This is a genomic window from Curtobacterium sp. ISL-83 (assembly GCF_018613895.1).
Lineage (GTDB): Bacteria > Actinomycetota > Actinomycetes > Actinomycetales > Microbacteriaceae > Curtobacterium.
This window is the reverse complement of the sequence record NZ_JAGGPH010000001.1, coordinates 46031-58515: the sequence shown is the minus strand read 5'-3', so window position 1 is coordinate 58515 and position 12485 is coordinate 46031. Positions and strand designations below refer to the sequence as shown.

General features: G+C 68.3%; 12 protein-coding genes, 1 rRNA gene and 1 pseudogene. 5 read left to right on the top strand and 9 right to left on the bottom strand.

The genetic code is table 11. The annotated features are described in order from the left end of the window. Window positions 1–167 precede the first annotated feature (167 nt). A 5S ribosomal RNA gene (gene rrf, locus J7E22_RS00275) occupies window positions 168–284 on the top strand. 177 nt (window positions 285–461) lie between these two features. On the opposite strand, the gene J7E22_RS00270 is transcribed toward rrf, so the two are convergent. The 6 genes and pseudogenes from J7E22_RS00270 to J7E22_RS00245 form a co-directional block, all read right to left on the bottom strand. Further along, the gene (locus J7E22_RS00270) at window positions 462–1088 is read right to left on the bottom strand and encodes a response regulator transcription factor (RefSeq protein ID WP_214977797.1); all 627 of its coding nucleotides are present in this window, start codon (window positions 1086–1088) and stop codon (window positions 462–464) included. Beyond that, a complete protein-coding gene (locus tag J7E22_RS18060; protein WP_214977795.1) occupies window positions 1085–2365 on the bottom strand; it encodes a sensor histidine kinase in 1281 nt (426 codons plus the stop codon). Before J7E22_RS18060 ends, J7E22_RS00270 begins: the two co-directional genes overlap by 4 nt. Window positions 2366–2418: 53 nt before the next feature. Further along, window positions 2419–3291: an ABC transporter permease gene (locus J7E22_RS00260; RefSeq protein WP_308159085.1), complete on the bottom strand. Its 873-nt coding sequence runs from the start codon at window positions 3289–3291 to the stop codon at window positions 2419–2421. After that, entirely contained in the window at window positions 3288–4124 is an 837-nt protein-coding gene (locus J7E22_RS00255; RefSeq protein ID WP_214977793.1) for an ABC transporter ATP-binding protein, read from the bottom strand. Before J7E22_RS00255 ends, J7E22_RS00260 begins: the two co-directional genes overlap by 4 nt. A 156-nt stretch (window positions 4125–4280) precedes the next feature. Then, window positions 4281–6089, bottom strand: a pseudogene (locus J7E22_RS00250) (ATP-binding cassette domain-containing protein); the annotation flags it as partial. 146 nt (window positions 6090–6235) lie between these two features. Next, entirely contained in the window at window positions 6236–6886 is a 651-nt protein-coding gene (locus J7E22_RS00245) for an NUDIX domain-containing protein (RefSeq protein ID WP_308159084.1), read from the bottom strand. A gap of 88 nt (window positions 6887–6974) precedes the next feature. On the opposite strand from J7E22_RS00245, the gene J7E22_RS00240 reads away from it, so the two are divergent. Beyond that, entirely contained in the window at window positions 6975–7931 is a 957-nt protein-coding gene (locus J7E22_RS00240; protein WP_214977789.1) for an ADP-ribosylglycohydrolase family protein, read from the top strand. Window positions 7932–7999: 68 nt separating this feature from the next. Here J7E22_RS00240 and J7E22_RS00235 read toward each other — a convergent pair whose 3' ends face one another. The 3 genes from J7E22_RS00235 to J7E22_RS00225 form a co-directional block, all read right to left on the bottom strand. Further along, window positions 8000–8605: a TMEM175 family protein gene (locus J7E22_RS00235; protein ID WP_214977788.1), complete on the bottom strand. Its 606-nt coding sequence runs from the start codon at window positions 8603–8605 to the stop codon at window positions 8000–8002. Between the two features lie 148 nt (window positions 8606–8753). Continuing rightward, window positions 8754–9257 (bottom strand): DUF4395 domain-containing protein, encoded by a 504-nt coding sequence (locus tag J7E22_RS00230; RefSeq protein ID WP_214977787.1) that lies wholly within the window; start codon window positions 9255–9257, stop codon window positions 8754–8756. Beyond that, window positions 9254–9694, bottom strand: coding sequence for a thioredoxin family protein (locus J7E22_RS00225; RefSeq protein ID WP_214977786.1), 441 nt, complete (start codon window positions 9692–9694; stop codon window positions 9254–9256). The genes J7E22_RS00230 and J7E22_RS00225 overlap by 4 nt, the downstream gene beginning before the upstream one ends. Window positions 9695–9819: 125 nt before the next feature. On the opposite strand from J7E22_RS00225, the gene J7E22_RS00220 reads away from it, so the two are divergent. From J7E22_RS00220 to J7E22_RS00210, 3 genes are all read left to right on the top strand, one after another. Continuing rightward, complete coding sequence (locus tag J7E22_RS00220) at window positions 9820–10095, top strand: DUF1653 domain-containing protein (protein WP_251008519.1); 276 nt, start codon at window positions 9820–9822, stop codon at window positions 10093–10095. 143 nt (window positions 10096–10238) lie between these two features. After that, window positions 10239–11774: an AAA family ATPase gene (locus J7E22_RS00215; RefSeq protein WP_214977784.1), complete on the top strand. Its 1536-nt coding sequence runs from the start codon at window positions 10239–10241 to the stop codon at window positions 11772–11774. Beyond that, window positions 11771–12409 carry an HNH endonuclease gene (locus tag J7E22_RS00210; protein WP_214977782.1) on the top strand — a complete coding sequence of 213 codons (639 nt, stop codon included), beginning with the start codon at window positions 11771–11773 and terminating at the stop codon, window positions 12407–12409. The genes J7E22_RS00215 and J7E22_RS00210 overlap by 4 nt, the downstream gene beginning before the upstream one ends. Window positions 12410–12485 lie beyond the last annotated feature (76 nt).

The window sequence follows — 12485 nt, the reverse complement described above, 5'->3', positions numbered from 1 at the left end:
CACAATTATTTCCCGCACCTTTTGGGTGTGGGGCTCGCGTCCACTTTGTGGTTCCCGATATATGATCGGGAATCAGAATTGAATACTTCGCCACGCCCAGGCTCTCATTCGTGTGTGCCGGGGTGTGCTGGCGGGACAGTTTTGATCCGGGATCGGGTCGAGAGTGTTCCGGTGGTCATAGCGAGAGGGAAACGCCCGGTCACATTCCGAACCCGGAAGCTAAGCCTCTCAGCGCCGATGGTACTGCAAGGGGGACCTTGTGGGAGAGTAGGACGCCGCCGGACTTAACGTGCAACACCAGGGAACCCCTGACCGTGACCGGTCAGGGGTTTTCTGCGTTTAGCCCCTGGCCGGTAGCGGTCAGGGGTTGTCTGCATCTGCCGAGCCCCTGGCCGTGACCTGTCGGGGGTTTTCTGCGTTTGCGGAGCCTTTGACCGGTCGCGGTTGAGAGTGACTTGCTGTTAGGGGAGAAGGCCGAGCTCCATGGCGCGGGTGACGGCCCGGGTGCGGTCGTTCACGCCGAGCTTCTCGAACACGTGCCCGAGGTGCGTCTTCACCGTGGTCTCGCTGAGGAACAGGGATCGGCCGATGGCCGGGTTCGAGTTGCCCTGTGCGACGAGGTGCAGGACTTCGAGTTCGCGCGGGGTCAGGGTCGGGCCGGCGGAGGATGACCCGGATGCTCGACGCACGAGTGCCGCAGCTGCTGAGGGAGCGAGGGCGGTCTCTCCGCGGGCGGTGGCTCGCACGCCGGCCAGGATCTCGGACTCGGGCGCGGCCTTGAGGAGGTAGCCGGTAGCTCCGGCCTCGATGGCTGCGAGGATCTGGTCGTCCGACTCGTACGTCGTGAGGATCAGGACGCGGATGCCGGGGTCGGTCGCGAGGATGCGAGCCGTTGCCTGGTCCCCGGGCAGCCCCGGCATGCGGAGGTCCATCAGGACGACGTCCGGCTGCTGCGCGAGGACGGTGTCCACCGCGGACATGCCGTCGACAGCTTGGCCGACGACCTCGATGTCGTCGGCGTCCTGCAGCAGTGCGACGACGCCTGCGCGGACAATGGGATGGTCGTCAGCGACGACGACCCGGATCACTGGGGCGCCTGCACGGGCTGGGGCGCGGGGGTCGTGGCAGTGACCGCCGTGTCACCGGTGAGGACCGGCGTCGCGAGCTGCTCGTCGCGCGCGGGCAACGGGTGCGCGTCGACGGTGTCGGAGGGTGGCGTCGGCAGGGCGACGGTGATCGTGGTGCCCTCGCCGGGCGCGCTCGTGATCGTGCACGTGCCACCCGCCAGAGCGAGGCGGTCGCGCAGCCCGCGGAGGCCGTGCCCCGGGAACGCACCGGTCGTGTCGAAGCCGACCCCGTCGTCGGTGATGCGCAGGACGACCTGCTCGGCGTCCACCACGAGGTGGAGGTGCGCCGAGCCGGCCTGGGCGTGCGCGCGGACGTTCGCGAGGGCCTCCTGGGCGACGCGGAGCAGCACCACCTGCGCGTCGCGATCCAACGCGCACTCGCTGGCCTCGACGACGACGGGGACGCCGGTCTCGCGCGTGTGCCGCTCGGCGAGACGGTGCAGGGCTCCGGCCAGGCTGTCGCCGGTGGTGCCGGAAGCGCCGGCGGCGACGAGGGTGCGAGATTCCTCGAGGGCGGAGCGGGCCGAGTCCTCGAGGACGGAGAGCCGTTCGTCGAGCTGGTTGATGCGGGCCGCTGCGAGGTCACCACGAGCGCGTTCGGTGAGCATGACGATCCCGGCGAGGTCCTGCGCGACGGTGTCGTGGATCTCACGGGCCAGGCGCTCCCGCTCGCTCGTGACGCCGGCGGTGCGGTGGGCTTCGGCGAGGGAGTCCTGCGTGGCGCGGAGCTCCTCGAGCAGGCGACGACGTTCCTCGGCCAGGTGGGCGAGCCGCGTCATCCAGATGCCCATCGCGCAGGCACCCACGACACTGACGGTCTCGATGAGGATCGTGCCGACGAGGGCCTCGGGACCGCCGCTCACCTGCAGGCCGATCCCGCTCGCGAGCCCGATGACGCCGGAGAGCAGCACCGCGTTGCGGACGCGCTCGGTCTGGCACCAGACGAGCGGGAACAGGATGCACTGCACGAAGGCGGTGGCCGGCGCGACCGCGGGGAGCACGAAGCCGACGACGGCGAAGAGCGGCAGGAACGCCACGGCCGCGCGGGGAGTCTCGTACCCGCGCCACCCGTAGGCGGCGTAGGCGAGGGCGAACACCGTCAGCGTGACGAAGGCGGGCCACCGGGTCGACCAGGGGGACCAGCCGACTGCGGCGATCACCCCGGTGAGCAGGACCGTGCCGCCGAAGAACGCGTGCAGCCACGCGTTCGTCCGGGCGGTGACGGGTTCCTGCTGCATGCCCTCAGCATCCCATCCGAGCCGCATCCGGGAGCGGTTTTCCACAGGCCGGGTCACGCGTCCTTGCGATTCCACCGGAATGTCAGGAGGCACACGACGGTGCCGAGGACCAGCCATGCTGTCAGGACGAGGGCGCCGAGACCGAGGTGCCACGTGCCTCCCGGCTCGGCGGACGCGAACGCGTCCGGCAGGAAGACGGACCGCATGCCCGACGCCATCCAGCGGAGGGGGAAGGCGGACGCGACGTTCTGCAGCCAGTCGGGGAGCTGGGTGAAGGGGAGGTAGACACCGGAGATGAACTGGAGGACCAGGACGATGGGGACGATCGTGGCCGTGGCGCGACGGCCCTCGCGGGGGAGCGCCGAGATCGCGATGCCCAGGACACTCGCGGTCGCGATGCCGAGGAGCATGATCCCGGCGAAGGTGCCCCACCGGCTCGCCTCAGTGGGGAGCGGGACGCCGAACAGGAGGCTCGCCACGGCCAGCAGGATCGCGGTCTGCAGCACGGTGGTCACCAGGACCATGCCGATCTTGCCGATGAAGTAGCTCAGGACCGGCAGGGGCGTGCCGCCGAGGCGCTTCAGGGTGCCGTCGGATCGTTCGCCGGCGATGTCGACCCCGAGGGACTGCGTGCCGGACAACAGGATGCCCGTGGCGACCAGGCCGGGCAGGTAGTAGTTCGCGTAGTCGACGCTGACGTTCGGGCCGGCATGGATGTCGGCGGCGTTCGCGAAGGCCACGGAGAACAACGCGAGCATCACGATGGGGAACAGGAAGGTGAAGAAGACTGCATCGGGAGCGCGGAAGTAGGAGCGGAGCTCGTAGCGGATGCGGTGTGCGCCGATCACGGCCGCGCTGCGGGAGGGCGTCGCTGCGGTGGCGCGGTTGCGCGCCGGGGTCGGGTTGGTTGCTGCTGCGTCGGTCACTGGTGTCCCACCATTCCGAGGTAGACGTCCTCGAGGGACGGCCGGATGACTTCGAGGTCGTGCATGACGGGGGTGCGCTGGATCAGTCCGTGCGGGTCCGTGGTGCGCACCTCGTGGGGTTCGCCGGAGGCATCCCGCCAGGTCACACGGGGCGTCCGGGCCTCGGTGCCGCCGATCTCGTCGATCGGCGCGATGTCGAGCAGCTTCCCGTCGGCGATGACCGCGGCACGGTCGGCGAGGTGCGCGGCCTCGTCGAGGTAGTGCGTCGTGAGGAGGATCGTGGTGCCCTCGGCCTTGACCTCGTTGACCAGGTCCCAGAAGCGCCGGCGGGCCTCGGGGTCGAAGCCGGTCGTCGGTTCGTCGAGGAACAGGACCGCGGGGCGGCCGATGATGCCGAGTGCCACGTCGACGCGTCGGCGCTGCCCGCCGGACAGTCGGCTGATGCGCGTGTTCCGCTGCGACTCGAGGCCGATCTTGTCGAGGAGCTCCTCGACGCTGCGGTGCCTCGGGTAGAGCGTCGCGAAGTGGTGCAGCTGCTCGGCGACCGTGACGTTGGGGGACTCGCCGCTGGTCTGCAGGACGATGCCGATCCGGGCGTTGTGGCTGCGGCTCGTGCGGGCCGGATCGTGGTCGAGCACGCGGACGTCACCGGTCGTGCGGGTGCGGTAGCCCTCGAGGATCTCGACGGTGGTGGACTTGCCGGCGCCGTTCGGGCCGAGGAGGGCGAAGGTCTCGCCGGGCGCGATCGAGAACGAGACGTCGTCGACGGCGACCTTGCCGGTCGGGTACTGCTTCGTGAGGTGCTGGACCTCGATGGCGGGCGTGTCGGGCATGCGCCCAGCATCCCCGCTCCCGGCGACCGGGGGATCGGCGGGGTCGGTGGACTGGCATCCTCCGATCGGAGGATGCCGGACGGACCGGTCCCCGGGTCTGCGCCGTGGCCCGGCCCTCGGGCTGGGGCTCGGCTCGGCTCTCAGGCCGAGCTCGGGTCAGGGTCCGAGCTGGCTTTCGAGCCCGAGCTCGGCGCGGAGGTACGGGGCGGTGCGGCTCCTCGGGGACGCGGCGACCTCGGAAGGGGTGCCGGCAGCCACGACCTGTCCGCCGTCATCGCCCCCCGACGGCCCCATGTCGATCACGTGGTCGGCAGCGGCGACGACCGACATCGCGTGCTCCACCACGACGACGGTGTTGCCCGCATCGGTCAGCTGCGAGAGCTGTTCCGTGAGGAGTTCGACGTCGGCGGGGTGCAGGCCCGTGGTCGGCTCGTCGAGCAGGTACAGCGTGTGCCCGGACCGTGCGCGCTGGAGTTCGGTCGCGAGCTTGATGCGCTGGGCCTCGCCACCGGAGAGCTCCGGGGCGGGCTGCCCGAGTCGCAGGTAGCCGAGGCCGACCTGGCGCAGGGCCTCGAGGGCACGGGCCGCGGCGGGCAGCTCGGCGAGGGCGGCGGCCGCGTCGTCGACGGTCATGCCGAGGACGTCCGCGATCGTGGATCCGTTCCACCGGACCTCGAGCGTCTCGTCGTTGTACCGGGAGCCGTGGCACTCCGGGCACGGGGCCCAGCTCCCCGGCAGGAACAGCAGCTCGACGGACACCGAGCCCTCGCCCTGGCACACCTCGCACCGGCCGCCGACGACGTTGAACGAGAACCGGCCGGCGGTCCAGCCACGCTCCCGGGCGTCGCTGGTGCTGGCGAAGGCCTGCCGCACGGCGTCGAACAGGCCTGTGTAGGTCGCGAGGTTCGAGCGGGGCGTCCGACCGATGGGCTTTTGGTCGACCTCGACCACGCGGCTGATCATCGGGTGTTCCGTGGCGACGGCAGGCAGGACGCCGCCGACGAGCGACGACTTGCCCGATCCGGAGACGCCGGTGATCGCGGTGAGGACGCCGAGCGGCAGGTCGAGGTCGAGCCCCTGCAGGTTGTGCTGTGTGACGTTCCGCAGTTTCAAGGTGCCGGTCGCGGACCGGGTGGGGCGTGCCTCCAGGCCGGCGGTTCCGGGGCGGAGGTACCGGCGCGTGACGGACGCGTCCACGTCGTCGAGTCCCGCCACCGGGCCGCTGTAGAGCACGGTGCCGCCGCCGGACCCGGCGCCCGGGCCGACGTCGACGATCCAGTCGGCGCGGCGGACGATGCTCATGTCGTGTTCGACGACGAAGACGCTGTTGCCGCTGGCTCGGAGGTCCTCGAGGACCTCCATCAGTGGTTCGGCGTCGGCGGGGTGGAGGCCCGCGCTCGGCTCGTCGAGGACGTAGACGACGCCGAACAGGCCCGAGCGGAGCTGTGTCGCGATGCGGAGGCGCTGCATCTCGCCGGGGGAGAGCGTGGGGGTCGCGCGGTCGAGGCTGAGGTAGCCGAGGCCGAGGCCGGTGAGGACCTCGACGCGGCTGAGCAGGTCCTTCGCGATGGCGACGGCGACCTCGGTGCGTTCGCCGGAGCTCGCTCGGGAGGTCGCCGGGCCAGCATCGGTCAGCGCAGCGACGGGGCGCAACACGTCGGTCAGGGCGGAGAGCGGCAACGCGTTGAGCTCGGCGATGGTCAGGCCGCCGAACGTCACCGCCAGTGCCGCGCGGGTCAGCCCGGTGCCGTGGCAGAGCGTGCACGGGCCGGACTCCACGAACTGCAGCACCTTCTTGCGCTGCGACTCACTCTGCGAGTCGGCGAGGGTGTGCATGACGAACTGCCGTGCGCTCCAGAACCGCCCCTTGTACGGCTTCGCGACCCGGTCGCGTTTCGGGTGGACCTCGACGACGGGCTGCTCCTCGGTGAAGAGCAGCCAGTCGCGGTCCTCCTGCGGGAGTTCCCCCATTGTTCCATCGTCGCGATGATCGCCCGGCGGACTTTTCCAACGTTTCACCGGAGGCCGATCCTGTGGACAACAGATTGACCGAGAGGCGCTGTGGAGTAGTCACCTGCCACCTCAAACAGCGGGCGTTGAAGAGCCTGATCTCAGGCGGTCCGTCGCCGAAACCGCGTCGCAGGCTTCCCCGGCCCCTCCACCCGCTTCGCCTCCGTCGCCACGAGCTGCGGCAGCATCGCCCGACGGAACGTGTCCGGCAGCAGCCCGGTGCCCCGCACAGCTTCGTGCACCCGCCGCAACTCCGACATCGTGAACGGCTCCGCGAGCAGCCCGTGCGGGTCCGGCGCTTCGGTGTACGCCGCCCGCAACCGCTCGACCGCGAAGTCGAGAATCTCGTCGTGCCCGTGCGCCATCGCGCGCGCTTGGTGGATCGGCACGAGCCGAGCGCGCTCATCATCGAGCACCAGGGCAGCGGCCGGCACCACGTCGAGGTGCGCCACCGACAGCACCCACCCGCGATCGTCACGAGACGGGTCGTCGAACACGTGCAACTGCTGCGGTGCCAACCCGCTCACCCCGGCCTTGTCGCGGAGGCCTCGCAGCACCGCGTCCGCCAGCCGTTCACCCTCGTGCACGAACGTGCCCGGGAGCCGCCAGTCACCCTCGGCAGGATCCCGCACCTGCACGACGGACAGCGGCCCGCCAGCGGGAACGGTCAGCACAGCAGCGTCCACCGCGACCGAGGGGCGCGGGTAGTCCGCCAGTCGCTTGCCGCTCGCATCGCGGTACTCGTCGGTCACGGCTCCGAGTTTACGCACACTTGCGCAAATTGAGGGAGTGGTGCAGGCTGGGGTTTACGCAATCCTGCGCAAACCATCGGAGGTCCCCATGACCAACCTCGACATCCGCGACCGCGCGATCGGTGCCGTCCTCGGTTCGGCTGCTGGCGATGCGCTCGGCGCTGGGTACGAGTTCGGGCCGCCCGTCCCCGAGCCGATGCCGATCCGGATGGCCGGCGGCGGCACGTTCGAGTGGGCGCCGGGGGAGTGGACCGACGACACGAGCATGGCCGTCCCGATCCTCCGCCTGGTGGCCAGCGGCGTCGACCCCGCCTCGACGGAAGCGCTCGACGGCCTGGTGGCCGCCTGGGCAGCGTGGTCGGTCAACGCGCCGGACGTCGGCATCCAGACGCGCAGCGTGCTCTCCGGCCTGGAGGCGCGCACCGCCTCCCACGCGCGGACTGCGGCCCGGCGCGAACACGACTCGAAGGGCCGCTCCGCGGGGAACGGGTCGCTCATGCGGACCGCCCCGTTGGTGCTCGGCTACCTGACGGGAGCGGCTGACGAAGAGGTCCGGTTGGCGGCCGCCGCGCGCGCGATCAGTGACCTGACGCACTACGAGGCGGACGCGGGGGACGCGTGCGTGCTGTGGTGCGTGGCGATCCGGCACGCGGTGCTGCACGGCGAGCTCGACCTGATGCGCGGGCTCGACCTGCTCGACCTCGAACGGCGCCGCGTGTGGGTGGACCGGATCGTGACGGCCGAGCACTCCGAACCGGTGGACTTCACGAACTCGAACGGGTGGGTGGTGTCCGCGTTCCAGGCGGCGTACGCGGCGGTGCGTCGGAGCTCTTCGCTCGAGGATGCCCTGGTCCGAGCGGTCCGCTCTGGCAACGACACCGACACCGTCGCCGCGATCGCCGGGGGCCTCGCGGGGGCGCTGTACGGAGCGTCGGCGCTCCCCGTGGAGTGGCGGTCGCTGCTGCACGGCTGGCCGGAACTCCGCGAGGACGACCTCGTGGCCCTGAGTGAGCAGGCGCTTGAGCACGCGATGCCAGCCGTCTGAGCGAGGGGCATGCGCGGCGCCGGAGGCTTCGATGGGGGGAGCCTCCGTCGCCGTGCGGCACAGGACGGCTACCGCCCGCGCCGACCGAGCAGGCGCGTGATCACGCCCTGCAGCAGGAGCAGGAGCACCCAGTACAGGCCGATGCTCGGGAACACGACGGACAGGACGAGCGCGAGCGCCAGGATGCCGGAGGAGACGAGACCTCGGTGGGGGTCGACGAGTGGGGACGACATGAGTTCCGGCGAACGTCGCAGCTCGAACTCGATGGCAGTGAGGGCGAGGCTCGTGACCACCATGGTGCCGATGTAGAGCGCGTGCGCCACCCGGTCGTTGTCGACGTCGCTGTTGAGCAGGTTCGCGGCGAACGGCAGGAACACGATGCTCAGCAGCCACAGGAAGTTGTACTGCATCACGCGGACGTTGTACGAGCGGACGTGCTCGAACACCTGGTGGTGCAGGGTCCAGAAGCGCGAGATCACCCAGAAGGTGACCACGAACGCGACGAGCGCCGGCCAGTGCGCTCGGAGCAGGTCGCTCGCTCCCTGGCCGTGCTTGAAGCTCGCGGCGAGGTCGACGAGCGGCAGGACCAGCAGGGTGATGGCGATCGCGACGGTGGCGTCCGAGAAGTTCACGAGGCGGTCGAGGCCTCGGTCGGTCCGAGTGTGCTGGTCCATTGGGCCTCCCGGCGTTCGGCGCGACGACCTGGTGCGGAGTCGTCCTCACGACTCTAGGAGGGCGAGGCGACCACGTCGTGACGCGGGCGGCGTTGCGGAGGTGAAGCGTGCCTCCAGGCCGGTCCGCCGTCTTGTCGGGCTGCAGCCGTCAGGCGGTGGTGCGCCGCTGCCGGAAGACGCCTGCGCGGACCAGCCACACGTAGAGGATGCAGCCGATGCAGACGTCGAAGACGGCGTTGAGGAACGCGGCGACCAGGGCGACGGCGGCCCCGATCGGAGCGGCGTACGGGACGCCGAGCAGGGCGAGGAGGAGCGCGACGGCGGTGACGAACAGGCCGACCTGTTGGGCGAAGGTCGGGGGTTCCGGGGCTTCGAGTTCGGTGGGCGGGGCCAGGCGTGGGCGGACGAAGCGGCGGAAGAGCGCGCCGTAGGGGTGGCGGCGGATGCCGGCGAGGCCTCCGATCGCGAACAGGGCGACGATCAGGGTGAGGAGGACGAGGCCGGCGACGTATGTAGCGGGGACGAGCGTGAGGACGATCGTCACGGCGAGGAGGACCGTGGTGATGGCCGCGCCGAAGCGCGGGGAGCGGGGGTCGATGCCGTTGGCGATGCCGGAGTCGGCGGTCTGTGGGGCGTGCTGTGGGGTGGTCATCGGGACTCCTGGGTGAGGACGGTGGCGAGGGCGGCGGCGAGCTCTGGTGGGCGGGGTGGGCCTCCGAAGCGGGTGCGGATCGCGTGGTCGGCGTCGACCAGGAGGACCGTGGGGGTCTGGAGGACGTTGAAGCGCGCTGCGAGGTCGGGTCGGTCCGCGAGGTCGATCTCGAGGCGAGCGACGCCCGGGTGCTGCGTCGCGAGGACATCGAGCTGGCGGCGGGTGGCTGGGCAGCGGGCGCAGGTCGGTGTCGAGAACTGGACGAGGGTGGCGCGGGGGCCGAACGCCTCGGGCGGGGCGATGTCGGCGACGGTCTGGTCGGGCCGTGCCGCGTTCCGGTGATGGGCGCGGCCGGTGCGGGCTCGTAGGACGAGGCCGAGCACGGTGGCGAGGGCGAGGACCGCGGCGAGGGCGGCGACGGCCAGGAGCACGGTCATGGTGGGACGGTACGGCGCGGAGGTTCGTGCGTGGGGAAGGTGACCTCGTGTGACGGGAGTGCCGGCCTGCTTTGGCATCTGTGGTCGTTCCTTGCTCGGTCGGGGCTCGCTCTACGATCTGGAGGATGGACGACTCCGTGAAGCCAGGCCGCTACCGACACTTCAAGGGCGGGGAGTACGAGGTGCTGCTCGTGGCGCGGGACGTCGAGACCGAGGAGCCGGTGGTCGTGTACCAGGCGCTGTACGGGGAGCGAGGGCACTGGGTGCGGTCGCTGGCGGACTTCACGGCCCACGTGTCGCGGGATGGGTACGAGGGGCCACGGTTCGTGGCGGTGGACCTGGGCGGAGAGGCGAGTAGTTCTCTTCCGTCTGCGGCGCAGACGTCCACTAAGCCGCTGTAGTCATCTAACCGTGACGGTCACGACCGAGAACCGGCTTACGCACGTTACTGTCCGATCTCATGCCGCGTAACACGAACCGAACCGACCGCGTTCTCTAAGCTGTATAAAGACCGGAGGCGGATCGGTGTCGCTAGAGTCCCATCATGGACCTTGATGCGGTACTGAAACTCGCCAGCGACCTACTCCACGCGTCAGAGCGTTATGTAAGCCCCGTGCCGCCGGAGGTTTTGATGACCATGGCGCACGGCGGTCGGGACGATTGGCAACAGAGCGCAGAGTTGAGAGCGGGCTTGTACCAAGGCCTCGATCTACTCGAAACCCTGCGGTTCATCGAACGCATGGCTGGCTACAACGTCTTGCTCACGGACCGTGGGCGCCGAGCGCTCGCTCAGCAGGCAGGTCAGCGCGTCGACTTCGAAGGGGCGGCCGCCTCCGAGTGGATCGAAATGCAAGAGCTCAACGCCGCGATGTCTCGAGGCTTGTGGGCCGACCATACAACATTCAATCGCCTGACCGTCGAGAACTGGCGACAGTTTGCCGCCATCGATATCGAGTTTCACGCTCGCTTGACCGTTCTCACCGGTGTAAACGCCGCTGGTAAAACTACCCTGTTAAACCTTCTTGCGCCTCACTTTAGTTGGAATTCACAATTTGTCGCGAGTAGGCGCGGTGTCGAAGAATCCACAAACCCTACGCACGTCGGTCATCTTACTTACAGCAACGGAGTGCGGGCGGCCGTCACTCAGGATCCTCTATGGGCAGAGGGGGTGCAACAGGCCTCGGTTACTGTAATCGGGCGGCAGGACGTAGCCGGTATTTTCATTTCCTCGCATCGGACTGTCAGTGGGTACCAGCCCCTGCAGCACATGCCTGTGAGATTCTCGGAGGCGGAAGCGCTACTCCAGGAGTTCGCGGCGGAAGTTCAGACGCGCTATAACGGGGGAATGTCAAACTTCCCGCCTCTCTATCGGATGAAGGAGGGCCTTGTTAGCGCTGCGACATATGGATATGGGAATAAGGCGGTCGTCGCGAGCGAAGAGGCGAGAGTCGTTTGGGAGGGGTTTCAGGAAGTACTTGCACGGCTCTTGCCTGCGGACCTCGAATTCGAGAATCTGTTGGTCACCGATGGCGAGTTGCTCGTATGTACTTCTCGAGGCAGGTTCCCACTCGAGGCGGCTTCTGGTGGCCTCAGTGCAATGTTGGAGCTTTCGTGGCAAATATACCTCCGCAGTCGTCGAGTCGAAGCGTTTACGGTCTGCATCGACGAGCCGGAGAATCACTTGCATCCAGAGCTGCAGCGATCGATTGTGCCGGCGCTCCTGGAAGCTTTCCCGAATGTCCGGTTTATCTTGGCGACACACAGTCCATTCGTCGTCACAGCCGTCGCAGACGCCGCGGTGTACGCCCTGGAACGAGGATCGGACGGCACAGTCTCATCGAGGAGACTTCAGTCAGTAAATTCGGCAGCTTCCACAGATGAAACGTTGACCAATGTTTTGGGCCTGAGCTCGCCCATGGCTCTGTGGGTCGAGAACGGAATCCGCGAGGCCGTTGCGGACTTGCCACCCGACCCAACAGTGGATGATCTTCGTCGAGTCCAAGCACGTTTGTCGGAAATCGGGCTGTCGAGCCAATTCCCCGCTGCGATCGACGCAATCGCGGACAGGAGCAACAGGTGATCCCCATCGAGCGAAGCGAGGAACCCGCGATTCTTGCCGAGATCCGGAAGTCGAGTAACGGCGAGTATCAGAGGGCAACCAAGCAGTCGCCGTGGAGAGCAGCGGAGATCGTAGGCGTTTTGAGGGCGGACGCCAAAGGAAAGTGCATGTATTGCGAAGCGGCAATGGACGATGTATCGTACGGCGCGGTCGAACACATCCGCCCGAAGAGTAAGTTCCCTTCGCAGGATATGACCTGGGGGAACCTTGGGTACTGTTGCACCCGTTGCAACACGAACAAGGGCTCGTACTGGTCGGATGCGCCGGAGATGTGTCTTTTGAACCCTTATGAGGATGAAGTTGATCAGCACCTAAAATGGGCTGGGCCGCTCGCTACTGTGTGTAACAATAGTTCTCGAGGTGAGAATACGCTCCGTCAATTGAAGTTTGCGGAACGGGAAGACTTGTTGATTTCGCGCGCGCGCAGAATACAGGACCTGGATGTACGGCTACGGAATTGGGAGCGCGAGACGCGGGGAGAGGTAAAAGAACTCTTGGCTCAGGACGTCCGAAGTGCGCTTGGAACGCACGTGGAGTTCACTGCGGCGCTGAGGGCATTCGCGCTGAATCGTGGGTTCCCGCTCGAGGACGGATGACGATTGATCGACGGCAGTTGTCTCCACGAGGGCCTGCGCGGATAGTGTGCGCGCGCCGCTCACTGGCAGGCGCACA